Source organism: Tomitella biformata AHU 1821 (assembly GCF_000524475.1).
Taxonomy (GTDB): Bacteria; Actinomycetota; Actinomycetes; order Mycobacteriales; family Mycobacteriaceae; genus Tomitella; species Tomitella biformata.
Genome location: NZ_BAVQ01000080.1, coordinates 161,119 through 187,098, shown reverse-complemented (window position 1 = coordinate 187,098; position 25,980 = coordinate 161,119). Strand labels below are relative to the sequence as shown.

Genomic DNA, 25,980 nt, shown 5'->3' with positions numbered 1-25,980 from the left:
ATCAGGAGGTGTCTTATGACCCAGAATCTCGACGCGTCGAAGGGCGACTCGAATCGCCCGCAGCCCGCAGCTAACGGCGGCATCAGCTCCGCGGGCTCCGCATCCAGGCGGGTGCGGGCCCGGCTCGCCCGGCGGATCACCGGCCAGCGGCACGCGGCGATCAGGCCGGTTCTCGAGCCGCTCGTCGCACTGCACCGCGAAGTGCACCCCAAGGCGGACCTGGGCGTGCTGCAGCAGGCCTACGACGTGGCTGAGGAACTGCATGCGACCCAGTTTCGCAAGTCTGGCGACCCCTACATCACCCACCCACTGGCCGTGGCCACGATCCTGGCCGAGCTGGGGATGGACACCACGACGCTGATCGCGGCGCTGCTGCACGACACCGTGGAGGACACCGGCTACAGCCTCGAGCAGCTGACCGCCGAGTTCGGCGAGGAGGTCGCGCACCTCGTCGACGGCGTCACGAAGCTCGAGAAGGTGGACCTCGGCACCTCCGCGGAGGCCGAGACCATCCGCAAGATGATCATCGCGATGGCGCGGGACCCCCGGGTGTTGGTGATCAAGGTCGCGGACCGGCTGCACAATATGCGCACCATGCGCTTCCTGCCGCCGGAGAAGCAGGCCCGCAAGGCCCAGGAGACCCTCGAGGTCATCGCCCCGCTGGCCCACCGGCTGGGGATGGCCACCGTCAAGTGGGAGCTCGAGGACCTCTCGTTCGCGATCCTGCACCCCAAGAAGTACAAGGAGATCGTCCGGCTGGTCGCCGACCGGGCGCCTTCCCGCGACACGTATCTCGCGAATGTGCGGTCGATGATCCTGGAGAATCTGGGCGCCGCGCGGATCAGCGCCATCGTGGAGGGCCGGCCCAAGCACTACTGGTCGATCTACCAGAAGATGATCGTCAAGGGCCGCGATTTCGACGACATCCACGATTTGGTCGGCATCCGCATCCTCTGTGATGAGGTCCGTGACTGCTATGCCGCGGTCGGTGTCGTGCACTCCCTGTGGCAGCCGATGGCCGGGCGCTTCAAGGACTACATCGCGCAGCCGCGGTATAGCGTTTACCAGTCGCTGCACACCACCGTGGTGGGGCCCGAGGGCAAGCCCCTGGAGGTCCAGATCCGCACGCAGGAGATGCACCGCACCGCGGAGTTCGGCATCGCCGCGCACTGGCGGTATAAGGAGTCGCGCGGTCGGCAAGGCAGCGACAGCGCCGAGGTCGACGACATGGCGTGGATGCGTCAGCTCCTCGACTGGCAGCGAGAGGCCGCGGACCCCGGCGAGTTCCTGGAGTCGCTGCGCTACGACCTGGCCGTGCGCGAGATCTTCGTGTTCACGCCCAAGGGTGACGTGATTACGCTGCCCACCGGCTCGACCCCCGTCGACTTCGCCTACGCCGTCCACACCGAGGTCGGGCACAAGTGCATCGGCGCGCGCGTCAATGGCCGCCTGGTGGCGTTGGAGCGCAAGCTGGAGAACGGCGAGGTCGTGGAGGTGTTCACCTCCAAGGCCCCGAACGCGGGCCCGACGCTGGACTGGCAGAACTTCGTCGGCTCGCCGCGCGCCAAGGCGAAGATCCGGCAGTGGTTCGCCAAGGAACGACGCGAGGAGGCCCTCGATACCGGCAAGGACGCCATCAGCAAGGCGGTGCGCCGGGAGGGCCTGCCGCTGCAACGTCTCATGGATGCCGAGTCGATGTCGGCGGTCGCGAAAGAGCTTCGGTACCAAGACGTCTCGGCGCTGTATACGGCCGTAGGCGAGCATCAGGTCTCCGCGCAGCATGTGGTCAGCCGCCTCGTCGCGCATTTCGGCGGGATCTCCGACGTCGAGGAGGAGCTGGCGGCGCGGTCCACCCCGTCCAGGACCCCGCGGCGCGCGCGGACTGTCAGTGACACCGGAGTGCTGGTCACCGGCATGCCGGGCGTGCTATCGAAGCTGGCCAAGTGCTGCACCCCGGTTCCGGGCGATGAGATCATGGGCTTCGTCACCCGCGGCGGCGGCGTCAGCGTGCACCGCACCGACTGCACCAACGCGGATTCCCTGCGCCAGCAGCCGGAGCGGATCCTCGAGGTCAGCTGGTCGCCAACCTCCTCGTCGGTGTTCCTGGTGGCCATCCAGATCGAGGCTCTGGACCGGCACCGTCTGCTCTCGGACGTCACGAAGGTGCTGGCCGATGAGAAGGTCAACATCCTGTCCGCGTCCGTGACCACCTCGGGTGACCGGGTCGCGGTCAGCAAGTTCACCTTCGAGATGGGCGATCCGAAGCATCTCGGCCACGTGCTGGCCGTGGTGCGCAACGTCGAGGGCGTGTATGACGTGTACCGGGTGACCTCGGCGGCCTAGCCTCGGAGGATTAGCGGCGGACGTCGACCGCGTTGATCAGCACTTCCGGCACCGGCCGGCCATCGCCCGAGCCGAAGCTGCCATCATTACCCGCCGCGGCGATCGCGTCGAGCACCGGCAGGCTGGCATCGTCGACCGCGCCGAGCACACTGTAGGTGGGCGGCAGCGCGCTGTCCTGGTAGACGAGGAAGAACTGGCTCCCGCCGGAGTCGGCCACGCCGCGATTGGCGAGGGCGATGGTGCCGCGGGGATAGACGACCGCCGACGATTCTGAGCCAGCGGAGTCTGCCTTCTCGAGCCCCTCGGGCAGCTCGTCCTCGACCACGTAGCCGGGGCCGCCCGTGCCCCTGCCCGTCGGGTCGCCGCATTGCAGGACGGCGATGGCGGCGGGGGGAGCGGTGAGGCGGTGGCAGGGGGTGTGCACGAAATACGCTTGATCGAGCAGGCTGACGAAGCTGTGCACGGCGCATGGGGCGCCATCGCGGATCAGGGTGATGTCGATGATTCCCGCCGTGGTGCGCAACTGCAGGGGGACTTCCCCGGTCCGGGGCACATCGAGGTTGGTGGGCTTGTCCGCCGGGCGCGTGTGGTCCCCCGTGGACGGGTAGGAGCAGTTCAGCGGACCGGAGTCCGCGGCGGACTCGCCGCACCCGGTCAAGGCCAGGCCGGTGGCCAGCAGGATTGCGGAGGTCAGGGCCACGCGGCCACGCCAGCGCAGCGGGGATCGGCCGTCGGTGGGTCGGCGGGGGCCGATCACAGTCATAGCCGTAATCCTCCTGAGCGGGTCTGGGGGGCGATCCGGCGGTGATGCGGGACTGGATGCAGCCTAGGCTGGTGGGCCTAGAGTGCCAGAACCAGTGCTAACCCAGAGGAGTCGACCCGTGCTCGTCACCGGATTTGCCGCCGGCATGTTCCAGACCAACTGCTATATCCTCGCCCGCGCCGAGGGCGCCGAATGCGTCGTCGTGGACCCCGGGCAGGACGCCGTGGAGCCACTTCGCAAGGTCGTGGAGGAGGCGGGTCTGACTCCCGTCGCGGTGATCTTGACGCATGGGCACCTCGATCACACGTGGTCCGTCGCGCCGGTGTGCGAGGAGTACGGCATTCCCGCGTACATCCATCCCGACGACCGCTACATGCTGTCGGACCCGGGTATGGGGATCGGCAGCTCGATGTCGTCGATCATCGGGGATCTGGAGTTCGCCGAGCCGGCGGAGGTCATCGACTTGGCCCAGGGCGACGTCCTTAAGCTCGCGGATATCGAGTTCGCTGTCGACCACACACCCGGTCACACACAGGGCTCGGTGGTCTTCCGCACCATGGTGGAGACCGAGCAGGGCGACGTCCAGCTCGCCCTCACCGGTGACACCCTGTTCGCCGGCTCCATCGGCCGCAGCGACCTCCCGGGCGGCGACCATGACCAGCTGTTGGCCTCCATCGCGGAACGGCTGCTGCCCCTCCACGAGGACACCGTCATCCTGCCCGGCCACGGCGGCAACAGCAGCATCGGCCGCGAGCGGGCGACCAACCCGTTCCTCGCCGGCCTCGCCCCCCACAACTGACCTGACTAGAAAGGCCTGTCCCGCACCGTGAGCTCCGCAGCCCGCTTCTCCGCCCCCAAGGGCGTCCCGGACTACTACCCGCCCGCCTCCGCAGAGTTCCTCGCGGTGCGCGACGGGCTGACCAGAGCCGCCAGGCTCGCCGGATACGGCCATATCGAGCTGCCGATCTTCGAGGACACGGCGTTGTTCGCACGCGGGGTCGGCGAGTCCACCGACGTCGTGTCCAAGGAGATGTACACCTTCGCCGACCGCGGGGACCGCTCGGTGACCCTCCGCCCCGAGGGCACGGCCGGCGTGATGCGCTCGGTGATCGAGCACGGCCTCGACCGCGGCCAGCTGCCCGTCAAGCTCAGCTACGCCGGGCCGTTCTTCCGTTACGAGCGCCCGCAGGCGGGCCGTTACCGCCAGCTGCAGCAGGTCGGCGTCGAGGCCATCGGCGTGGACGACCCGGCGCTGGACGCCGAGGTCATCGCGATCGCCGACGAGGGATTCCGCAGCCTCGGCCTGACGGGCTTCCGCCTGGACATCACCTCGCTGGGCGATGAGACCTGCCGTCCCCAGTACCGAGAGTTGCTGCAGCAGTTCCTCTTCGGTCTTCCGCTGGACGAGGCCACCCGCGCCCGCGCCGAGATCAACCCGCTCCGCGTGCTCGACGACAAGCGCACGGAGGTGCAGGGGATGACGGCCGACGCCCCGCTCATGCTGGACCACCTCTCCGAGTCCGCCCGCACGCACTTCGACGCGGTCCTGGGCCACCTCGACCGGCTGGGCGTGCCGTACACGGTCAACCCGCGGATGGTGCGTGGCCTGGACTACTACACGAAGACGACGTTCGAGTTCGTGCACGACGGACTGGGCGCGCAGTCCGGTATCGGCGGCGGTGGACGCTACGACGGCCTGATGGCGCAGCTCGGCGGCCAAGAGCTCTCCGGCATCGGCTTCGGCATCGGCGTCGACCGCACGATCCTCGCGCTGCAGGCCGAGGGCATCGAGGTCGCAGGCCCCGCCCGCTGCGAGGTCTACGGCGTCCCGCTGGGCGATGCCGCGATGGCCGAGCTGGTCCAGATCGCCGCCAAGCTGCGCGCCGCCGGCATCCGCGTCGACCTCGCCTACGGCGGCCGCGGCGTCAAGGGCGCCATGAAGGCGGCCGACCGGTCCGGCGCGCGCCTCGCGCTGGTGCTGGGGGACCGGGACCTCGAGGCGGGGGTCATCGGACTCAAGAACCTGGCCAATGGTGAGCAGCGGGAGATCCCGCTGAATGACGTCGTCGCCGTGGTGGGGGCCGGCCTTGCCTGATGACATCGAGCCGGTCGAGCTGGACCTCATCCCGCCCGAGCTGATCCGGCCGCGGCTGCGCAAGTTCGCGTGGATCACGGTCGCCGTCGCGGTGGTGCTCGCGGTGGTGCTGGGGCAGTTCGTGAACTGGACCGTCGGCGTCGTCGTCCCCGTCGGGCTCGTGGGGCCGGTGATGTTCGCGCTGGTCACTGGCATGCGACGACGCACCACCATCAGCGGATCCGTCATCCGGGCCACAGCCGGGGTCACCCGCACCGTCGACCTGGACATCGCCGGCGAGCTCTCGATCTCCGTGCGCCAGGGCCGCGTCACGCAGGTCTCCCTGCATGCCGACCGGGTGCACATCGCGCTGGCGGTCTACATGGGCGAGGGTGGCCGCGAGATCCCGATTCAGGCGATGAAGGCCCTCGCCGACGGACTCGCCGAGCGTCACCCCGACCTGAGCGAGGTCTTCATGGCGCAGCTGCGTGCGGAGGCCATCGGTGCCGCGCTGCCGGGGCGTCCGCTCTTCCGTGCCGCCGGGTTCGCCGAGTCCGGGCGCAAGGCCACGACACTCACCGACGAGCAGATCCGGGAGCTCATGGCGTAGTAAATATCGATCATCACGTAGGCGTCGTAATAGACGCGCTTGGCGGGGCCGGCCAGCTTCTGGGGGGCCTCCCTGCCGGTAGTGCTTGGGGGAATGTCCCACGTGTAGACCTGCCGCGGCGCGGTGGCCACAGGCGCAATGGCCGTTGTCACATTCATGGCCGCAGCGACGGGATTCATGGTTTTCTCGTCTCCCGTTGCCAATGCAGCGACCCTGCCCAAGCGGTCAAGTGTGGTACCTCTGGACAGGGGCGAACTACACCGGCGCGAAGCTCATTTCGACCGGGACAACCGGCTGCACCAACATGAGTCATTCAGTGCGATCAGGAATGCCCAGTATCGGCACCCCTGTAACCGCCTGGCCCGGCCTCAATTGCACAGGTTCTTCCAAGAATGCAGATTCCTCGGACTCCGGATGGAACCCACAGCTCAACCGAGCATCAATTCTCGTGCAACGCCCACCCCGTCGGGGGTGGGTGTTGCACTGATGTGGGCCGCCCCAGACACCCCTGAGGTGGGGGATAGCTTGTGCACGTCCTGGCCCGCCGGTATGAAGTGCCTGCCGGGCACATACGCCGGACGTTCGGTCGCGGCCGAGCTGGGCTGGACGCGATGACGACGATGTGAGCGCACGAGATGCCTCGGCTACTTCGTCTCGTTCGGGTGGCTGGTGTGGACCTGCTCCAGAAAGACCGTGCGCTCGTGGACGTAGTACCAGATGCGAGCGGTGCCCTTCGCCGTCGGCTTGTGCTGCCAGCGCTCATGGGTCGCGCCGCTGTGCGAGATTGTGCCGAGCTCGCCCTTGAGCCGGTAGTTCGTCGGAGTCGTGGCCAGGGGCGTTCGCGGGAGGAAGTCCCACGTCTCCGTCATCGGGTTGCGGATCGTCGCGACGAGGTCCCGCCAGCCCTTCTTGGCGTTGGCGGTGGCGAAGCGGATCTCGTACTCGATCTTCTTCGGAGGACGGGGGACCAGCTCGCCCTTCTTGGCGGCCGCCACGACTACGGACGCTCCACGGTCTCGTCCTCGTCGAGCCACTCGAGGTCGGCGCTGCCGAGCCCCGCGGCGACGGCCGTGGCCGTCTCTTTCCAGGACGTCAGCTCGGCCATGGCCAGGTGCGGCTGCTCGGTGGAGAACGAGGCGCGTGCCGCGTCCACCAGATCTTGCGCGCAGGACTCCCGGTCCGCGGGCGACAGGGCGAGCATCCACGGGAAGGCCTTGGCCATGCGCTCGGCGAGTGAGCCGCTGTCGTCGAGGGTGACGGTGATGAGCTGCGCGGCGAAGTTCAGCAGCCGCGAGCGGCCCTCGGCCTCGCGCTGCGACATCAGGACCAGCGCCTCGCCGTCGCGGCGGGTAACGGTGACGGGGTGGTCCTCGGCCTCGGCGAAGACCTCGGCGGAATGCTTGCTCAGGTCCGAGGAGCGCCGGGTCCGGGCGGGGAGGTCTGCTGCGATGGCCATGGAACCATGGTATTCGGAACGTGTTCGGAAGTCTAGTCGCGATGGTCACGGGTGGTGGCCGGCGTCGTCGAGGACCTGACCGCTGCGGGTGAGAGTGCGCCGACACCTATTCGAGCGCTGACTGACGTGGTAGTTTTCAGCGCAAGGTACCCCCGCGCCCGATGGCGTCGCCCATCGGTTCCTCGAGTGCGTGGGGTCTTCACGATGACTGCCGAAACGGCTGATCGCGCTCTCGCTGTGTTCGTCCCGGGATGGGTTCTCGATGGCGGCTCCCTTGCTCCGCCCGCCCGCGGTGACGTCATCGACGTTGTGTTGAGCTTCCAGCCTGCCGGACCGACACCCTCACCATGTGAGCACGCCGTGCGGGTCACTGTGCGGCCGATGTTCGGGCATATCCCCTTCGGTTACACGGAGGGTGGACTGCGGTGGCCAATGGAAGTAATCGGTGACGGATGGTCCGCCGAGTGGAGGTCAGATCGGCCCTTGGCGGGACGAGTCGAACTCACTGGGCGACTCATCGCCGGCATCCGCTGGATCGGCCCCGGTGTGCCCACCCGGGTTCAGGGCAGGGTTCGACGGGTCCAGATCGTCGAACAGCGCGTCGAGCCCACCGACCGCGGGTTGCGCGTCGTCGACGGCACCGAGAGGCTGACCGAGGTCGACGCCACCCCGTACCGCTTCTGGTCGGACGGGGATCTCACCTCGGCCGAGGACCACTTCCAGGCGACGGGGGTGCTGGTCGATCTGGACCTCGATGACGTGCCGGATGCCAAGGAGGAGTTCGTCGCCGGCGCAGTCTCCGTCGACGGGCGCTACGTGTGGGTCATGGATCGGTCGAATCCCATTCTGCTGCGCCTTGACACGGGATCGACACCACCGCGGGTGGTCGAGTATCTGTTGCCGCTGACGATCGAGCCGCCGACGGACTATTGGACTCGCAAGGTCCACGCCGACCGCTACGGGTGCTGGATCACCTCCCGGTACGAGGTGTTCCGGTGCGACCGCGCCGGGGATGGGACGTTGACCATTGAACGCGTCTGCGCCGAGGGCGGCACCAGCGTCCTCGTCGATGGGCGACTGTTCCTCGTCGGCCACATGGTTCCGAATCTGGGTGATGACCCTCGATACGGGGTGGTGCGCGACGAGGGCGATACTCACCGGCTGCGGGTGCTCGACGAAGAGCGGCGGTTCGTCCCGGTCGAGGATCCGGCCACCGTCGCCCGGGTGACGGCGCAGCCTCGTCGTGCCGACACGGCGCGTGGTGCCGACGGCACGGAGTGGATTGCCGTCGGCGGGCTCACCGCCCAGGCCCCTGACGGCGCACGCCGGCGCATCGATCTCGATCCGAGTACTCGTGGCACTGTGCACTGGATTCAGTCAGACCCGCATACCGATCCGGCGAACGCGGACATCATGGCGAGAATCTCGTTCCCACTGCCGCTCCACGGGAAGTCGGACGAGAGTGTCGAGGTGAGGGCACATGAGTGAGAAGCCTGTGCCGGGATACCGGACCGAGCTATGGATGCTCGTCGACCTCGAGCCGGGCTATGAGGCCCTTGAGATCGGCGACCGGATCACATCGACGACAGAATGGATCACGGCCGAGGACATCCCCGGCGGAGTCCCCCACTCACTCATCACGAAGGTGGCCGGTGTGGTCGAGCCGGACCCTGACCCGAGGAAGTACGGGTGGATGCGCCTGGGCCGCAAGTTCTCGGCGTCCGTGTGGACCTGGACGGCGGATCCGGGGCCGACGCTGGCCGGGGGACTGCTGCTCTACGACCGGTACTTGTGGATCGAAGGCCCCGCGCGAGAAGGCGAGGCCGTGGTCCTCGGGCGCGCCACCCTCGCCCGTCCCGTCCCGTCACATCGCAGCCGACGAGTCATCCGAACTGGTTCACACCCGAGTACCACGGCCACAACATCATCAGCCGTGAGCCGACCGCGCCCGAGGGGACATTCATAGAATGGATCTGTGTCCGCATCGGCATCGACCCCCTTTGCTGAACCGCAGTGCCGGGCAATCTGATGCTCCTATACATGTCAAGCAGTTGCGAGCGTGGCGCGCTAGACCGCGGCCTGTTCAGCATCGGAACAGTGATCGACTTTGAGTTGGCCTAACCCCGGTCGCGCCCTGCACTTGGCACCTGGTGAGACCAGGATTTGGCGCCGAACGGGACCTTGGGTGCCAGATTTCTCGGGCGATGTGTGCCGAACTTCCCGCTCGAGGGCGGGGTCCGAGGTGGGGCCTCGGGGTCTTGATCGTGCGTCGAGCAGCTACCTGCCCATCCTCTTCGAGGTCTTGTCGAACCAGCGCTGGGCCTCGTCGGTGATGGTGCCCAGCTCAATCGCCTTCGTGCACCAGCCCATGGCCATGGCGCCGAACTTCATGGGGTTGTACCAGTCCTCCTCGCCGCGCCACTGGCCGTCGCCGGCGTAGCGGAAGATCGAGAGGTTCGCGGCTCCGAACACGCTGCCGTCGCCCGGGTCCGGCATGGGATTGTCGATCTCGGCGATAACCTGGCCGCGCTCCTCGTCGATGGTGATCCACAGGGCCGGGAACTCGGTCATGTGATTGCCGGGGAAGCTGCCCATCGTCTTGAGCGCCCACGTGCGGATCTCCTCGCGGCCGTGGAACGTGCCGAAGGCGTGCTCGATGTACTCGGCATCCTCGGCGAACTGGTCCACCCACGGATTCCAGTCCCCGGACTTCGCGGCTTTGTCGGTCACGGCCTGGAAGTCCGCGAATGCGGCGGCGAGCTCGTCGCGGGTGAAGCGGGGCTGGTCGGTCAAAGGTGCTCCTCGGGTTGGTTGTCGATCGTCATGGTGCCATGTGCGAACGCGTCGAGGATGCGTTTGTGGGTTTGTCTGGGCAGCTGCCGGTTGCCGGGCTCGCCGTGCGGGGTGCCGGGGCGCGCGGGCGCTTGCGTGAGCAGCTGCTCCAGCCCTGGGCGGCACAGCATCAGGAGTCCGTGGGTGGCGCGCGTGCAGGTCACGGCGAGGCGGCCGAAGGCGGAGTTGAACTCGTCGAGCTGGTCGGCGCCGTTCAATGGGTGGATCGCGATGGTGATGCCGTTGGTCTGGCCCTGCCAGGAGTCGACGGTGGACGCGACGAGCTCCGTCTCGGTCAGTCCGTGGCGCACCCGTAGGCGTTCCACCATGTCGGCAGCGTCGTCGACGGCCTGATTGCGGGTCGCCAGGACCGCGATGAGGGGATCCCCCGAGGCGTCTCCGGGCCGGGTCGTGAGGGTTGTGCCGGAGGGGTTGCCCGCGACCGTGTAGTCCGCACTCTGCAGTGCGAGGCCGGACGCGAGCAGCTGGTCCAGCAGCGACTCGACGACCTCCAACAGCGGGAGGTCGATATCCGGCGCCTCAGGGGCGGGCAGGCCGTCCACCTGCAGCAGAGTCGGCACGCCGGTGCCCACCTGGGCCCAGATGGCCGCGGATTCGGGGGAGAGCTCGCCAGTGCTGATGGCGCGGTCCCCAGGAGCGGCGACGCAGTTCAGCTCGGTCCACTCCGGGTAGAACGCGCGCCAGAGGTCGAGATGCCCGGCGGCCGGCCGCCACACCGCGGGCAGCTCCTGGGACCAGGTGGCCGGGTCGTCGTCGAAGTCCGTGGGCCAGGCCCGATAGGGATTGTGCCCCGGCAGCCCGCGCCACGGGTTCTCGCCGACCTCCAGGGGCGGCAGCTGGCCGACATCGCCGACGCCGACGGTGATCGGCGCGGCCTTGGCGACCTTGTCGAACAGGTGGTGGGGGAGCTGCCATGCCTCGTCGACGAACAGCACGTCAAACGGCGAGCCGCCGTCCGCGCCGGCCCCGAAGTGCTCCCTAAGCCGGTTCATCTCACCCATCGCGCCGAGCTTGTGCGAGGTGGAGATCACGACGTCGCACTCGAGGGGGATGGCAGTGGTCCCGGTGACGACGGTGGCGTGCTGTTGGGCCGCGTCGGGGACCTCGTCGAAGCGGGCCTTGGCGACGAACAGGCACACCCGGTCCTTGCCGAGCTCCTTGCCGAGCGCGGTCGCGAGGGGATAGATCTGCTTGTTGGTGAACGCGACGATCGCGACGCGCGAGCACGCGGGGCCGACCTCTTCCAGGGCCTCCGCGACGAGGCGGCGCAGCACGAAGGACTTGCCCGCGCCGGCGGCGGCCTTGAGCAGGACCCGCTCGGTAGAAGACTCTCCGGCCAGGGCCTGGCGCAGCGCGGCACTGGCGCGGTCCGCGGCCCTCGCGTTGCCCGCCGCGGCGGCGCCGTGGTGGACGGCGGGAGAGGCCGTGGAGTCGGGACGCGGGGAGCCGGCGGGCGGGGAGAACTCGATGGTCACGCGATCACTCCAGGTCATCGATTGTCAGGTGCTCGGGTGGCGGGTCGGCCGGAATGGCTGCCGCAGCCGGAATGTTGACGGGGGCGGTCTCGAACGCATCGCCGTCGATCAGCGGCGGCCAGGCCTGCGGGTTGAGCTCCCCGCGGTCGCGCCGCTCGGCGAGCTGGTCGGACCAATCGGCCTCGGCGTCTTCGTGCGGGCGGCAGCAGTACTGGTGGGCCTCGGGGTCTAGCTCATAGGACTCGATGGTGCAGTCCGCCTTTGGCGCGGACATCGCATCGGGCTTCGGGCGCGCGACATTCAGATGGGCATTGCCCTTATTGGTCGAGAACCAGGCGAAGTCGGCGATCACGAGGCGGTCGCCGACGGCTAGGTCGGGGACCGTCGTGGGCTCCCAGACCAGGTGGCGCGGCCGGTCGCCGTCGGGGCTGGTGTCGTCGGAGCTGGCAGACAGGGGGCCGATGGCCAATCCACCGAGCCGGAAGCTGGTGGCCTGTGCCTTGACCTCGACCTGCGGACCCTCCACGCACGCGTCGCCGTTGTGGTGGATGAGCACGACTCGGGCACCGTCTCCGAGACGGCGGGACGCGACCTCGAGAGTGATCGGATTCGTGTCCACGACGGTGGCGTGGGCCAATTCCCGGACGCCGGCGTCGGCTGCGCGGTCGTGGGCGTATTGGGGGTTGGCGAGCGCTTGGAGCTGGCTCTGGCATTTGCCGTCGGCCTCAATGACGGGTACCAGGGCGTTGCGCCAGTGCCGATAGGTGCGGCCGAAACGGACCAGGTCCGACGCGTGCAAGGCGACCCGACGCCGCCACACCGCCTGGGCGTCGCCCTCCAACGCGCGGAACACCTGCCGCAGCGCGGAGTCCGGGACCGTGGCCAGCGCCGTGCGCGCCCGGTCGAGGACTCCGCTCTTATAGTCCAGCTCCGCTGTCACCAGGTCCTCGTATGGGGCGGGGTCGGCGGCGATCTCGGAGCGCGCGTGGTGGATCGCGTCGGACTGCCGATTCGACAGCCGGGCGCCGGGGGTGTGCGGCGAGGCCTCGATCACGTCCTCGAAGGCGCGCGGGTCGAGGGGGATTTCGGGGGAGGACCCTGCCGTCCCCACTGACTCAGCCCAGCCCACCAGGTAGTCGAGGCGCTGCGCGGCGACGGCGGGGCCGCCCGCGACCACATGTCGTGCGAGCGCCGCGCGGATGTTGATGATGGGCGCGCGCAGAGTCAGTGCGCGGGCGCGGTCCTCCTCGAGCAGGAACGAGACGGCGACTCGCGCCTCGCGGTCGAGAGGGGGCGGGACGCGGGCCGGCTCGCCGCCGAAGGTCAGGGGCTCGCGGCCCATCTCCTCGTCGCGGGCCCAACGCAGTCGGCTCAGCTCGATGCCGGCGAGGTTGTCGGCGATAGCGGCCAGCACGTCGGCCGTCGCGGCGTCCGGCACGACGAGGTGGACGGGATCGACGCCTGCGGGCGCGGCGGCGGTGGAGCCGGGGGATTGCGACATGGCTTCGGCCAGCGCCCTGCCCAGGATGCGCATGACCGTGGTGCGGGTCTGTGCGGACTGCGGGTCGCCGAAGACGGTGCGCTGCCAGGGCCTCGAACCCCGTTGCAGGCTGATGCCGTGGATGCCGAGCGCCGCGGCGTCCGACTTGGCGAGCACCACGTTGATGGCGCCCGGCTGGTCGGCCTGGTCGATGCGCAGCTGTCCGGTCTCCTGGGCGATGCCGGTCAGCGTGGCTTCGACGTTGGCCGCGACGGAGGAGGGGGGCGAGGTGCGCGCCGCCTCCGGGATCCCGAGTTCGACGAGCAGGTCGGCGGGGTCGGTGGAAGATCGAATCTCGTTGCGGCAGTAGGTGAACAGGCTGCAGGTGGTGCACGTCGCGGGATCGAAGGTGGCGTGCAGATGCGCGACGAAGGCCGCCAGGTCCCCGATAGCCTCTGGCGGCTGGGCGGCGGCCTCGAGGCGGCGCTCGGCGATCCGCATCCGCACCTCGGCGCGGTAGTCGTCGAGCCGCTCGAGCAGGGGCTCTGGCCGCAAGAACGCATTGCGCGGCACCGCGAGCACGCCGTGCGAATGGACCGTCATGCCGGCTGGCAGGAGAGACCACTGCGCGGCGGACTCCGCACCGACCGCGACCTGTAGGAAGCCCTTGAGTAGGCGAGCGTCCTCGATGCGGGAGCGGACCCGCTCGTAGTCCTTGGCGTCGCCGACGATCAGCCAGGATCCGGCCCCCGAGAGAGTCGGGGCGACGATGGCGAAGTCGGGCTTGACCTCCGTTGAGTCAATGGACTCGAAACCCGCGAACGGCAGCGCGAGGCCGTGGATCAAGGTTGCCTCGCCGCTGGCGACCGCGCGGTCGTGCGCGGCTCCGAGCAGTTCGGCGGTGCGACCGAGCCGGACCCCGGCGTCCGCGGTGACCACCGCGGCGGGGCGGGCCAGGCTGAGTCGGCCCACCGCCGTCGTCGCGATCTCGCTGGCGAACCTCGGGTCCTGCACCAGGTGCTCGAAGATCATCGCCCGAGTCCAGCGTGCTTGGGGGATGCCCCCGGAGTCGTCGGCGAAGCCGATGTCGATCGCGGTGCGCCGGCGGGTGCGGCCGACGACGAGGGGGTCGGTGCCGCGGAAGCGGGCGCAGGCCGCGTGCGTCGACGCGGCGACGGCGCTGGAGCCGCCCCCGAGGGCATTGCTGGTCAATCAAACCACCTAGGGAAGAGGGGAACGCTAGCCGAGATCGGGGGCCGCGAAGGTGTCGCAGGAGGAGATCTGCCCGGTCCGGTAGCCGGTCGTGAACCACTGCTGGCGTTGCGCGGAGGAGCCGTGCGTCCACGAGTCGGGGTTGACCCGGCCGGAGGATTGCTGCTGGATATGGTCGTCGCCCACCGAGGCTGCGGCGGAGAGCGCGTCGGCGATGTCGCGGTCGGTGAGCGGGTTGAGCATCGGCTCGTTGGTGCCGGGCGCGGGGGTCTTGTCGGCGTAGTAGGCCCAGATGCCCGCGAAGCAGTCGGCCTGCAGCTCGGTGCGCACCGAGGCGGACTCGGCGCCCGCGCCGCGGGCGTTGCGGCGGGGGTCGCCGATGAGGTTCTGGAGGTGGTGCCCGAACTCGTGTGCCACTACATATTCCTGCGCGAGGGGGCCGCCGCTGGAGCCGTACTGGGTCTCGAGGAGGTTGAAGAAGGTGCTGTCGAAGTAGGCGGTGCTGTCGGCGGGGCAGTAGAAGGGCCCCACATCGGAGCTCGCGCTACCGCAGCCGCCGGTGTCGACGCCGCCGTTGAACAGGACTACGTCGGGCTGCACATAGTTCAGACCGGCGGTGGGGAGTTGCCCCGCCCACACCTGGTCGAGACTCTCGGCGGTGAAAGCGATGCGGCAGTCGATGTTGTTGTTCGCATCGGCGCCCGTCTCGCAGCCCTCGAGGGTGCCGGACGCGGTGGACTGCGACGCGCTGCCGCCGTCGACGCCACCGATGCCGAGGGAACCCGGGTCCACACCCAGCACGAGGGCGAGGACCACGATGACGAGGCCGCCGATACCGCCGCCGATGGCCATCTTGGGGCCGCGCCCGCCACCGCCGACCGACACCCGGCCGGGGTTGATGCGGGCTCCCTCGCGAAACGTCATTCGACCTTGCTTCCATGGTTTTCCGGCTGGGGACAGTGATCTTGGACAGCATTCCATGCCGGGAGGGCCGAGGCGGTTAGAACTCGCGGGTTCGGCTCCGTAGGATCATCGGGGCATATCCGCCATAACGTTATTTCGAGAGGACAGCCGTGCTGCGCACCCACGAGGCCGGTTCATTGCGAGCCGAGCACGCCGATCAGACCGTCACGCTCACCGGATGGGTGGCGCGGCGCCGCGATCACGGCGGGGTGATCTTCATCGACCTGCGCGACGCGTCGGGCGTGTCTCAGGTCGTCTTCCGCGAGACGGCCGTCGCCGAGGAGGCGCACAAGCTGCGCTCCGAGTTCTGTGTCAAAGTCACCGGCACCGTCGAGGTCCGGCCCGAGGGCAACGAGAACACCGACCTGCCGACGGGCGCGATCGAGGTCAGCGCTGTGCTCCTGGAGGTGCTCTCGGAGAGTGCGCCGCTGCCCTTCCAGCTCGACGACCAGCCCGGCGAGGAGGCGCGTCTGCGCTACCGCTACCTGGACCTGCGCCGCGAGGGCCCTGGCAACGCGCTGCGCCTGCGCTCGAAGGTCAACGCCGCCGCGCGCGCAGTGCTCGCCGGGCACGACTTCGTCGAGATTGAGACCCCCACCTTGACGCGCTCGACCCCCGAGGGCGCCCGCGACTTCCTGGTGCCCGCGCGCCTGCAGCCCGGCAGCTTCTACGCCCTGCCGCAGAGCCCGCAGCTGTTCAAGCAGCTGCTGATGGTCGCCGGCATGGAGCGCTACTACCAGCTGGCCCGCTGCTACCGCGACGAGGACTTCCGCGCGGACCGCCAGCCCGAGTTCACGCAGCTCGACGTCGAGATGAGCTTTGTCGACCAGGACGACATCATCGCCCTCGGCGAAGAGGTCTTGACCGCGCTGTGGCGCCTGATCGGCCACGAGATCACCACCCCGATCCCGCGCATGACCTATGCGGAGGCCATGCGCCGCTACGGCTCCGACAAGCCGGACCTGCGCTTCGGCCTCGAGCTGGTCGAGTGCACCGAGTACTTCGCCGACACGCCGTTCCGCGTGTTCCAGTCCGAGTACGTCGGCGCCGTGGTCATGCCCGGCGGAGCGAGCCAGCCGCGGCGCCAGTTCGACGCCTGGCAGGAGTGGGCCAAGCAGCGCGGGGCCAAGGGCCTGGCGTACGTCACGGTCACCGAGGACGGTACCCTCGCGGGCCCCGTCGCCAAGAACCTCTCGGACGCCGAGCGCGAGGGCCTCGCCGCCCACGTCGGTGCGAAGCCCGGCGACTGCGTGTTCTTCGCGGCCGGCGCGATCAAGCCGATGCGCGCGCTGCTCGGCGCCGCCCGCGGCGAGATCGCCCGCAAGCAGGACCTCATCGACCCCGCCGCCTGGGCGTTCGTGTGGATCGTCGACGCCCCGATGTTCGAGCCCACCGGCGACGCTGTCGCCAGCGGCGATGTCGCTCTCGGCTCCTCGGCGTGGACCGCGGTGCACCACGCGTTCACCTCGCCCAAGCCCGAGTTCATGGACACCTTTGACACCGATCCCGGCTCCGCGCTGGCCTACGCGTACGACATCGTCTGCAACGGCAACGAGATCGGCGGCGGCAGCCTTCGCATCCACCGCAAGGACATCCAGGAGCGGGTGTTCGGCGTCATGGGCATCGGCGAGGAGGAGGCCCAGGAGAAGTTCGGCTTCCTGCTCGACGCGTTCTCCTACGGCGCCCCGCCGCACGGCGGCTTCGCCATGGGCTGGGACCGCATCACCGCGCTGCTGGCCGGCGTGGACTCCATCCGCGAGGTCATCGCGTTCCCGAAGACGGGCGGCGGCATCGACCCGCTGACCGACGCGCCCGCGCCGATCACCCCGCAGCAGCGCAAGGAGTCCGGCATCGACGCCAAGCCCGAGCGTAAGGAAGACAAGGCTGTGAAGGAAGTGAAGGCTGCCGAGACGGACTAACCAGGCATGGGGAGGCGTAGTCGCTGGCGAATAATCGCTCTGCGCGACCGGATCGTTACGCGCGGCGACTACGTTTCTGAGTGCCCGGCGTTCCGTGCCAGGTAGGTTGGTAATTGATGACCACAACGTTGGTAGACCGCATTTGGGATGGATGGACGAGCCCTGTGGACGAGGTTGTTGAGGCAGCTGAACAATTATTGAAGCGCCGGACCGGCGCCGCCGTGACTCTGGTCGACGCGGTCGATCTGGGCGGTTCCGGCAGCTCGGTGGTGCTTCGTGTGCGGGTGGCGGAGAATCCGTTCTCCCTGCCCCGGACCCTGGTGCTCAAGCAAGTTCGGGAGGAATCCCTCAATGGGAACGAGGGATTTCGGCGAGAGGTGGTGTCTTACCAGTTCGCGACGTCGCTGACAGCGGCGAACCGCCCCGGGCCAGAGTTGATCGCACATGACCTGGACGCGCGGTTGCTGGTGCTCTCCGATCTGGGCGATGCCCCCGCGATGGGGGAGCTGCTCGCCCGCAAGGACGAGAAGGACGTCACCCATTCGCTGATGGCGCTGACCCAGGCGCTGGGCCAGATGCACTCGAACACGTACGGCCGGGAGGATGATTTCGGCGCGTTGCTGCACCGGGCGTCCGGATCTGGCGGCGCGGATCCGCTGTTCGGCCAGGTCGACCAGGCCCTCGCGGAGCTGCCGCAACTGCTGCTAGACCGGCTCGGGGTCACGGTGCTCCCGGAGATCGTGATGACTGTCGCCGCCGCCGGCCGGGTGTTCGGCGAGGGCGGTTTTCGGGCGTTCAGCACCGCGGACCTGTGCCCGGACAACATCCTCGTCAACGAGGAAGGCGTGCAGTTCCTCGACTACGAGTGGGGCGGTTTTCGGGACGCCACCTTGGACATCAGCTATGCCCTCGCATCGTTCCCCGGCTGCCGGTGCGCGCTGGATCTAAGCCAGCTGCAGGTCGAGGCGATGGTGGAGTCCTGGCGCGCCGAGGTGGTGGGGGTCTTCCCCCAGCTGCGCGATGACTCCCTGCTCTACTCCAGGCTCCTCGAGGAGCTCCTTGTGTGGCTGTGGCTGAGCACGTGGCTGCACCTGGACAAGGAGCAGCCAGGATCGCATGCGCTGTCGGTGAATAGCCGGGAGGCGCTGCGCCGCCGGTGGCGGGTGCTGGCGAACTTCGCGGACAGCCTCGACGCCGAGCGGCTCGAGGAGCACGCCCTCGAAGTGCTGGCGGCGCTGCAGGAGTGATCGTGTCTGAATTCGACGGCGCGGACGGCGGCGACGCTCCGGTGCTCTTCGGCGGGCCCGAGTCCGAGCCCGCCGACGCTGGAGCTCTGCCCGCCGCGGTGAGCATGGGCGCGCCGCTGGCGGTGCGCATGCGCCCGACGACACTGGCAGAGGTGCTCGGCCAGGACCACCTGCTGGGCCAGGGCGCGCCTCTGCGCCGGCTGGTGGAGGGCTCCGGCGCGAGCTCCGTGATCCTCTACGGTCCTCCCGGCACCGGCAAGACCACCCTCGCCTCCCTGATCTCCAGCGCCACCGGGCGGCACTTCGAGTCGCTCTCCGCGCTGTCCGCCGGTGTCAAAGAGGTCCGGGCCATCATCGACCTCGCACGCAAGCGCATGGTGCTGGGCGGGCAGACGGTGCTGTTTATCGATGAGGTGCACCGGTTCTCAAAGACCCAGCAGGACGCGCTGCTGTCTGCGGTGGAGAACCGCATCGTGCTGCTCGTCGCGGCGACCACCGAGAACCCGTCGTTCTCCGTCGTCTCCCCGCTGCTCTCCCGCTCCTTGGTGCTCCAGTTGCAGCCGCTCTCGCCGTCGGACATCCGGGAGTTGGTGCGGCGGGCCTTGGCCGACGAACGCGGACTGGGCGGCGCGCTCACCCTCGCCGAAGACGCCGAGGAGCACCTGCTGCAGATCGCGGGCGGCGACGCCCGGCGCGCGCTGACGGCGCTCGAGGCGGTGTCCGAGACCGCATTGAGCGCCAACCCCGGGGCCAGCTCGGCGGCGCCCGGCCTGGTCGACCTGTCGATGGTGGAGGCGTCGGTCAACAAGGCCGCAGTCCGCTACGACCGCGACGGCGATCAGCACTACGACGTGGCCAGCGCCTTCATCAAGTCCATCCGCGGCTCTGATGTGGACGCCGCGATGCATTACCTGGCCCGGATGCTGACGGCTGGCGAGGACCCGCGGTTTGTGGCCCGTCGGCTCGTGATCTCGGCGAGCGAGGACATCGGCATGGCGGACCCGACCTCCCTGCCGATCGCGGTGGCGGCCGCCCAGGCGGTGCAGCTGATCGGGATGCCGGAGGCGCAGCTGACTCTGAGCCAGGCCACGATTCACCTGGCCTCGGCGGCGAAGTCCGGCTCGGTCACCGCCGCGCTGGGCGCCGCGATGGGCGATATCGCCGCGGGCAAGGCCGGGATGGTGCCCCCGCACCTGCGGGACGGGCACTACTCGGGGGCCAAGGGACTGGGCAACGCCATCGGCTATAAATACCCGCACGATCATCCCGACGGCGTCCTCGCCCAGCAGTACGCGCCGGACGAACTCGTGGGCGTCGACTACTACAAGCCGACCACCCGCGGCGCCGAACGCGATCTCGAGGTGCGCGTGTCCAGACTGCGCAAAATCATCCGTGGCATCTCCCGGACACGCTGATTACGCACCGGGAAAGCATGTGCCCGACGGCCCACGCCCTCCGGCCGGTAATCTTGTCCCAGACGAACCACACGGCAGCCTCGCCTAGGGGCGATTTGTCGCACCCACCTGCGCAATCCGCCGTGCGGGAAAGCAAGCTCAACCGACAGTGTGCCTACAGAAGGACAGTTCAGTGCAGACCCACGAGATCAGGCAGCGCTACCTTGACCATTTCGTCAAGGCCGGTCACACCGAAGTGCCCAGTGCCTCGCTCCTGCTCGATGACCCGAACCTGCTGTTCGTCAACGCCGGCATGGTGCCGTTCGTGCCGTTCTTCCTGGGCCAGCAGACGCCGCCCTACACCCGTGCGACCAGCGTGCAGAAGTGCGTGCGCACCCTCGACATCGAGAACGTCGGCGTGACCACCCGCCACAACACGTTCTTCCAGATGGCCGGCAACTTCTCGTTCGGCGACTACTTCAAGCGCGAGGCGATCACGTTCGCCTGGTCGCTGCTGACCAACTCCATCGAGGACGGCGGCTACGGCTTCGACCCCGAGCGGCTGTGGGTGACCGTCTACCTCGACGACGACGAGGCCCGCGACCTGTGGCGCGAGATCGCGGACATCCCGGAGGAGCGCATCCAGCGCCGCGGCATGGAGGACAACTACTGGTCGATGGGCATTCCCGGCCCGTGCGGACCATGCTCGGAGATCTACTACGACCGCGGCCCCGACTACGGCATCGAGGGCGGCCCCGAGGCCGACGAGGACCGCTACCTCGAGATCTGGAACCTCGTGTTCATGCAGAACGAGCGCGGTGAGGGCCTCGGCAAGGGCGACTTCGAGATCCTGGGCCCGCTGCCGAAGCAGAACATCGACACCGGCATGGGCGTCGAACGCGTCGCGTTCCTGCTCCAGGACGTCGACAACGTCTATGAGACCGACCTCGTCCGGCCCGTGATCACCAAGGCCGAGGAGCTCACCGGCCGCAAATATGGTGTCGAATCCGCTGCTGATATTCGGTTCCGAGTGATCGCCGACCACGCGCGCACCGCCGCGATGCTGATCGTCGACGGCGTCAACCCCGGCAACGACGGCCGCGGCTACGTCCTGCGCCGCCTGCTGCGCCGCATCGTGCGCTCGGCCAAGCTGCTGGGCGCCGAGCAGTTGACGATGGGCGAGTTCATGGCCGTCGTGCGCGACACCATGGCCCCGTCCTACCCGGCGCTAAGCACCGACTTCACCCGGGTGCTCAACGTCGCCGTCGGCGAGGAGACCGCGTTCCTCAAGACCCTCAGCTCCGGCGAGAAGCTCTTCGAGTCGGCTGCCGACGAGGTCCGCGAGTCCGGCAAGACAGTCATCGGCGGCTCCCAGGCGTTCGCGCTGCACGACACCTATGGCTTCCCCATCGACCTCACCCTGGAGATGGCGTCCGAGGCGGGCCTGCAGGTCGACGAGGCCGGCTTCCGCGAGCTGATGGGGGAGCAACGCCAGCGGGCGAAGGCCGACGCGCAGTCCCGCAAGCACGCGCACGCCGACCTCACGGTCTACCGTGAGCTCCTCGATGGCGGCGCGACCGAGTTCACCGGCTTCGCCGAGCTGACCACCGAGGCCAAGGTCCTGGCGATCATCAAGGACGGCGTGCGGGTACCCGCCGCATCAGCCGGCGAGGACGTCGAGGTCATCCTCGACCGCAGCCCCCTCTACGCGGAGTCGGGCGGCCAGCTCGCGGATACCGGCATGCTGACCGGCAAGGATCTGACAGTCACCGTCCGCGACGTGCAGAAGATCGCGAAGCAGCTGTGGGTGCACAAGGTGACCGTCGACGCGGGAGTGCTCGCCGAGGGTGCGGATGTGCTCGCGCAGGTTGACCGCGCGCACCGCAGCGGCTCCACCCAGGGCCACTCCGGCACGCACCTCGTGCACGCCGCCCTGCGCCAGGTGCTCGGCCCCAACGCCGTGCAGGCCGGATCGCTGAACAAGCCCGGCTACCTGCGCTTCGACTTTCACTGGCAGGGCGGGCTCTCCGAGGCTGTGCGCCAGGAGGTCGAGGATGTGTCCAACGCGGCCGTGGCCGCCGACTACCAGGTCAACACCATGGTCACCGACATCGACAAGGCCAAGTCGATGGGCGCGCTCGCGCTATTCGGCGAGAACTACGGGGACGAGGTCCGCGTAGTCGAGATCGGCGGGCCGTTCTCGATGGAGCTGTGTGGCGGCACGCACGTCTCGCACTCCTCGCAGATCGGCCCCGTGACCGTTCTCGGCGAGGCCTCCGTCGGCTCCGGCGTGCGCCGTATCGAGGCCTTCGTCGGCCTCGACTCCATGCGCCACCTCGCGAAGGAGCGCGCGCTGCTCGCCGGCGTCTCGAGCCTGCTCAAGGTGCCTAGCGAGGAGGCCCCCGGCCGGGTCGAGAACCTGATCGAGCGCCTCAAGGTCGCCGAGCGCGAGGTGGAGAAGGCGAAGGTCGCGGCGGTATTGGCATCCGCGGGCAGCATCGCCGACTCGGCGCAGCACGTCGGCGACCTGCTCGTGGTCGCGGTGGCGGCGCCCGCGGGCGTCGGCGGCGGAGACTTGCGGACGCTGGCCTCCGACGTGCGCGGCCGTCTGGGCCAGCACGGCCAGGATGACGTGGTGGTGGCGCTCTTCGGCGATGTCGACGGCGCCGTGCCGTTCGTCGTCGCGACCAGCGCGGGCGCGCGCGAGAAGGGCATCAAGGCCGGCGACCTCGTGAAGTCCTTCGCTAGCGCGATCGGCGGCCGCGGAGGCGGCAAGCCGGATCTCGCGCAGGGCTCGGGCACCGACGCCAGCGGTATACCCGCGGCGATCGACGCGCTGCTACGCCAACTCGCCGGATCCGGAAAGCTGAGCTAGAGATGCCGACCGCGGGCCGGGGCCGCCGGCTCGGGATCGACGTGGGCAGCGTCCGGATCGGCGTGGCCAGCAGCGATCCCGACGGCATCCTGGCGACCCCGGTGGAGACGGTCGCGCGTGCCCAGACCAAGCGCGACGACTCCGACGTGCGCCGGATCATGGACCTCGTTGCCGAGTATGAGGCGGTGGAGGTCATCGTCGGCCTGCCCCGGACCCTGCGCGGCGAGGACGGCAAGGCGACAGCACTAGTGCGCGGGTTCGCCCGCGTCCTGGAGCGGCGCATCAGCCCCGTCCCGGTGCATTTCGCGGACGAGAGATTCAGCACGGTGGTCGCGCAGAACTCGCTGCGGGGCAGCGGCGTTCGCGCGCGGGACCAGCGCGACGTTATCGATCAGGCCGCCGCAGTCGCGATCTTGCAGGCCTGGCTTGATGAGCGGACGTACTCCGCCAACGAACATGAGGAGCAATAGTGACCGACGGTGGCCATGGCTCGTATGAGCCGGATCGCACAACCGGCGGGTACATCCCCCCGGCGAACGAGGGCTGGCGTCGCGATGTCGCCGCCCCGCTGTATGTGCCGGGCGCGGAGCCCGAGAAGTCGTCGCGGTTATCGCGCCGGGACCGGGGCCGGGTGCGGCGGGCGGAATTACGTCGCCGTCGACGCCGCGGCGTCCTGGTCCTGGTCTTCCTGGTGGTCCTCCTCGCGGGTATCGGCGTCGTGAGCTATAAGTACCTCGTCGGCTCCACCGATGCAGACTTTGCCGGGCCGGGCACCGCCGACGTCGTGGTGCAGGTCGTCTCCGGCCAGACCACCACGGATATCGCCAGCACCATGCTGGACGAGGGCGTCGTCGCGAGCACGGGCGCGTTCCTGTCGGCCGCCAAGGGCAATGCCGCCATCGACTCCATCCATCCCGGCTACTACAAAATGCGCACGGAGATCTCCGGCGCGGACGCGGTGGCGAAGCTGACCGAGGCCAACGCCCGCGTCGGCGCGCTGGTGATCCCCGAGGGCCGCCAGCTCGCAGACATCACGACGGTCGACGGTCACGTCACCCCCGGCATCATCAGGCTCATCTCCGAGGCCAGCTGCGTGGATCGCGATGAGCGCCTCACCTGTGTGGAGCCCGGGGAGCTGCAGGACGCGCTGATCGGGACGGGGCCCGAGCAGTTCGGCGTCGCGGATTGGGCGGTGGACAGGGTCAAGGCGGTGCCGGACCCCCTGCGCCGCTATGAGGGGCTGATCCAGGCCGGCAGCTGGGACCTCGATCCGGACTGGACGGCCGGGGAGATGCTGACCCACCTGTTCACCCAGAGCACCGCCTCGTTCAACGCGATGGGCCTTGCGGAGACGAAGGACACGACGGGTCTGAGCCCCTATGACACGCTGATCGCCGCGTCCCTCATCGAGCGGGAGGCGCAGCCGCAGGACTTCCCGAAGGTGGCCCGGGTGATCATCAACCGCCTGGCCGTGGACCAGCAGTTGCAGTTCGACTCGACGGTCAACTACGCACTGGTCAGCCAAGAGGTCGCCACCACCGACGAGGACCGGGCTCGCGTCACCCCGTGGAACACCTACGCGATGCACGGGTTGCCCGCCACGCCGATCTCCACGCCGGGCGAGGGCGCGATCCAGGCGGCAGAACACCCTGCGGACGGCGACTGGCTGTACTTCGTCACCGTGGACAAGAACGGCACCACCGTCTTCACGTCCAAGTTCGAGGACCACGAGGCGAGCATCGTCACGGCCCGGGCGAACGGAGTGCTAGACAGTGGGCGGTAGCAGCACCGGAATCCGGCATGCAGGTGTCCTCGGCAAGCCCATCGCGCATTCCAAATCCCCGCTGCTGCACCGGGCCGCCTATGCGGCGCTCGGGCTGAGCGGCTGGACGTATGAGCGCATCGAGTGCGACGCGGACCAGTTGCCCGCTCTGGTGTCGGCTCTGTCCGCCGACTGGGTGGGGCTGTCCGTGACCATGCCCGGCAAGTTCGCGGCCCTGGAATTCGCGACCGAGCGCACCCGCCGGGCGGAGCTCGTCGGCTCCGCGAACACGCTCGTCCGGGTTGACGGCGGCTGGCGGGCAGACTGCACCGACATTGACGGAGTCACCGGATCCCTGCGCGAGCTGGGCGTGACCGGCTTCGTGGCCGGACCACCTGTCGTCATCGGCGCGGGCGGCACGGCCCGCCCCGCGCTGGCCGCGCTCGCGGAGCTGGGTGCCGAGGAGGTCGTGATCGTCTCGCGCGACCGGGATCGGGCCCAGGGCGCGCTCGAGTGCGCCGGGCAAGCCGGGCTCGCGGCCCGCTGGATCGACTTCGCGGCAACTCCGCTGGCCGCCGCATGTGCCGGGGCCTCTGTGGTGATCAGCACTGTCCCGGCGGAGGCAGCGGCGCCGCACACCGAATCCATCGCGGGGGCGAGAAAGCTCCTCGACGTCATCTACGACCCCTGGCCGACACCACTGGCAGTGGCCGTCGAGGGCGCCGGCGGCGCGGTCGTCGGCGGCTTGTCGATGCTGCTCAACCAAGCATACGGCCAGGTGGAGCAGTTCACCGGCCGGCCCGCCCCGCGTGTGGAGATGGCGCGGGCGCTGGACTGAGATCGGTTCTCCACAGCTGGTCGGGAGTTCACAGGCCGCTGGGAAAGCCCGGTTGGAAGACCTGGCCGGGGTGGTCGCCCTGCCACACTCGGCCGCATGGGGGCAGCGGGGGCGTGGACTGTTATCGGTGGGGCTTGTGCGGGCGGGATTGCAGGGCTGGGGATCCATCTCGTGGTGGCGCGCTATGCCGCAGTGCCCCGCTGGCAGGTGTCCGCCCTGTGTGCGGCGGGCTGCGGCCTTGCGGCGCTGCGGGTGTCTGGTCCGGTGGCAATGGCCGCCGTCGCCCTCGTCCTGTGGTGTGTGTGCCTGAGCTTGATCGACCTGCGCATCCGGCGGCTGCCGAACTCCCTGACGGTCACCGGCGCCGCGGTGATCGGAGCGTTCGCGGTGGCCGCCGACCGCTGGGAGGCGGCAGCGCTCGGCGCGGGGCTCTTGGCGGGGGCATATCTGCTGGGGCGGCTGGCCGGCGCGGGCTTCGGCGGGGGAGACGTGAAGCTGGCCGTCGGGCTCGGCGGCGTCACGGCGATGGCCGGCGGCCAGGTGTGGCTCTGGTCGGCCGTGGGGGCTTTGATTCTGACGGCGGTTGCGGGCCTGTGGCGAGGTTGTCGCGCCCGCCGCGCTGGCATTCCGGTTCCGCACGGCCCCTCGATGTGCGTGGCGTCGCTGATCACGTTGGCGGCCTTGGGATAACGGCCCGCCACCACTTGCGGCGCGAA

21 protein-coding genes are annotated in these 25,980 nt (G+C 69.2%); 14 read left to right on the top strand and 7 right to left on the bottom strand.

Annotation, left to right across the window (positions count from 1 at the left end; genetic code table 11):
* Positions 1-15 precede the first annotated feature (15 nt).
* A complete protein-coding gene (locus TBIF_RS19875) occupies positions 16-2,343 on the top strand; it encodes a RelA/SpoT family protein (RefSeq protein ID WP_024796492.1) in 2,328 nt (775 codons plus the stop codon).
* 10 nt (positions 2,344-2,353) lie between these two features.
* Here the strand turns inward: TBIF_RS19875 and TBIF_RS19870 are convergent, their stop codons facing one another.
* Positions 2,354-3,106: a peptidylprolyl isomerase gene (locus TBIF_RS19870; RefSeq protein WP_024796491.1), complete on the bottom strand. Its 753-nt coding sequence runs from the start codon at positions 3,104-3,106 to the stop codon at positions 2,354-2,356.
* Positions 3,107-3,224: 118 nt separating this feature from the next.
* On the opposite strand from TBIF_RS19870, the gene TBIF_RS19865 reads away from it, so the two are divergent.
* The 3 genes from TBIF_RS19865 to TBIF_RS19855 are packed head-to-tail and all read left to right on the top strand — an operon-like array spanning position 3,225 to position 5,790.
* Positions 3,225-3,905: an MBL fold metallo-hydrolase gene (locus tag TBIF_RS19865; protein WP_024796490.1), complete on the top strand. Its 681-nt coding sequence runs from the start codon at positions 3,225-3,227 to the stop codon at positions 3,903-3,905.
* A gap of 27 nt (positions 3,906-3,932) precedes the next feature.
* The gene (gene hisS / locus TBIF_RS19860; RefSeq protein WP_024796489.1) at positions 3,933-5,201 is read left to right on the top strand and encodes a histidine--tRNA ligase; all 1,269 of its coding nucleotides are present in this window, start codon (positions 3,933-3,935) and stop codon (positions 5,199-5,201) included.
* Complete coding sequence (locus tag TBIF_RS19855) at positions 5,194-5,790, top strand: hypothetical protein (RefSeq protein ID WP_024796488.1); 597 nt, start codon at positions 5,194-5,196, stop codon at positions 5,788-5,790. Before hisS ends, TBIF_RS19855 begins: the two co-directional genes overlap by 8 nt.
* Positions 5,791-6,434: 644 nt before the next feature.
* On the opposite strand, the gene TBIF_RS19850 is transcribed toward TBIF_RS19855, so the two are convergent.
* Entirely contained in the window at positions 6,435-6,785 is a 351-nt protein-coding gene (locus TBIF_RS19850; RefSeq protein WP_024796487.1) for a hypothetical protein, read from the bottom strand.
* Between the two features lie 2 nt (positions 6,786-6,787).
* A complete protein-coding gene (locus TBIF_RS19845) occupies positions 6,788-7,246 on the bottom strand; it encodes a prevent-host-death protein (protein ID WP_024796486.1) in 459 nt (152 codons plus the stop codon).
* A 483-nt stretch (positions 7,247-7,729) separates the two neighbouring features.
* Here TBIF_RS19845 and TBIF_RS24050 point away from each other — a divergent pair, with 483 nt between their 5' ends.
* Together TBIF_RS24050 and TBIF_RS19835 are read left to right on the top strand one after the other, a co-directional pair.
* Entirely contained in the window at positions 7,730-8,734 is a 1,005-nt protein-coding gene (locus TBIF_RS24050) for a hypothetical protein (protein ID WP_051461662.1), read from the top strand.
* Positions 8,727-9,212 carry a hypothetical protein gene (locus TBIF_RS19835; RefSeq protein WP_024796484.1) on the top strand — a complete coding sequence of 162 codons (486 nt, stop codon included), beginning with the start codon at positions 8,727-8,729 and terminating at the stop codon, positions 9,210-9,212. The genes TBIF_RS24050 and TBIF_RS19835 overlap by 8 nt, the downstream gene beginning before the upstream one ends.
* A gap of 311 nt (positions 9,213-9,523) precedes the next feature.
* Here TBIF_RS19835 and TBIF_RS19825 read toward each other — a convergent pair whose 3' ends face one another.
* Genes TBIF_RS19825 through ypfJ form a run of 4 tightly spaced genes read right to left on the bottom strand, consistent with a single transcriptional unit; the run spans position 9,524 to position 15,190 of the window.
* Entirely contained in the window at positions 9,524-10,039 is a 516-nt protein-coding gene (locus tag TBIF_RS19825) for a nuclear transport factor 2 family protein (protein WP_024796483.1), read from the bottom strand.
* The gene (locus TBIF_RS19820) at positions 10,036-11,574 is read right to left on the bottom strand and encodes an AAA family ATPase (protein ID WP_024796482.1); all 1,539 of its coding nucleotides are present in this window, start codon (positions 11,572-11,574) and stop codon (positions 10,036-10,038) included. Before TBIF_RS19820 ends, TBIF_RS19825 begins: the two co-directional genes overlap by 4 nt.
* Before the next feature lie 4 nt (positions 11,575-11,578).
* Complete coding sequence (locus TBIF_RS19815) at positions 11,579-14,266, bottom strand: hypothetical protein (protein ID WP_024796481.1); 2,688 nt, start codon at positions 14,264-14,266, stop codon at positions 11,579-11,581.
* 27 nt (positions 14,267-14,293) lie between these two features.
* Positions 14,294-15,190: a KPN_02809 family neutral zinc metallopeptidase gene (ypfJ, locus tag TBIF_RS19810; RefSeq protein WP_024796480.1), complete on the bottom strand. Its 897-nt coding sequence runs from the start codon at positions 15,188-15,190 to the stop codon at positions 14,294-14,296.
* Positions 15,191-15,339: 149 nt separating this feature from the next.
* Between ypfJ and aspS the strand changes: the two genes are divergently transcribed.
* The 8 genes from aspS to TBIF_RS19770 all read left to right on the top strand — a co-directional run bounded on the left by aspS (position 15,340) and on the right by TBIF_RS19770 (position 25,954).
* A complete protein-coding gene (gene aspS / locus TBIF_RS19805; protein WP_024796479.1) occupies positions 15,340-17,148 on the top strand; it encodes an aspartate--tRNA ligase in 1,809 nt (602 codons plus the stop codon).
* A 116-nt stretch (positions 17,149-17,264) separates the two neighbouring features.
* Positions 17,265-18,395: a hypothetical protein gene (locus TBIF_RS24045; protein WP_038172003.1), complete on the top strand. Its 1,131-nt coding sequence runs from the start codon at positions 17,265-17,267 to the stop codon at positions 18,393-18,395.
* Positions 18,396-18,397: 2 nt separating this feature from the next.
* Complete coding sequence (locus TBIF_RS19795) at positions 18,398-19,810, top strand: replication-associated recombination protein A (protein ID WP_024796478.1); 1,413 nt, start codon at positions 18,398-18,400, stop codon at positions 19,808-19,810.
* A gap of 172 nt (positions 19,811-19,982) precedes the next feature.
* Positions 19,983-22,664 carry an alanine--tRNA ligase gene (alaS, locus tag TBIF_RS19790; protein WP_024796477.1) on the top strand — a complete coding sequence of 894 codons (2,682 nt, stop codon included), beginning with the start codon at positions 19,983-19,985 and terminating at the stop codon, positions 22,662-22,664.
* Positions 22,665-22,666: 2 nt separating this feature from the next.
* Positions 22,667-23,134, top strand: coding sequence for a Holliday junction resolvase RuvX (gene ruvX, locus TBIF_RS19785; RefSeq protein ID WP_024796476.1), 468 nt, complete (start codon positions 22,667-22,669; stop codon positions 23,132-23,134).
* Positions 23,134-24,447 (top strand): endolytic transglycosylase MltG, encoded by a 1,314-nt coding sequence (locus tag TBIF_RS19780; RefSeq protein ID WP_024796475.1) that lies wholly within the window; start codon positions 23,134-23,136, stop codon positions 24,445-24,447. Before ruvX ends, TBIF_RS19780 begins: the two co-directional genes overlap by 1 nt.
* Positions 24,437-25,264, top strand: coding sequence for a shikimate dehydrogenase (locus TBIF_RS19775; protein WP_024796474.1), 828 nt, complete (start codon positions 24,437-24,439; stop codon positions 25,262-25,264). Before TBIF_RS19780 ends, TBIF_RS19775 begins: the two co-directional genes overlap by 11 nt.
* 171 nt (positions 25,265-25,435) lie before the next feature.
* On the top strand, positions 25,436-25,954 hold the full coding sequence (locus TBIF_RS19770; RefSeq protein WP_024796473.1) for a prepilin peptidase: 519 nt from the start codon (positions 25,436-25,438) through the stop codon (positions 25,952-25,954).
* Positions 25,955-25,980 lie beyond the last annotated feature (26 nt).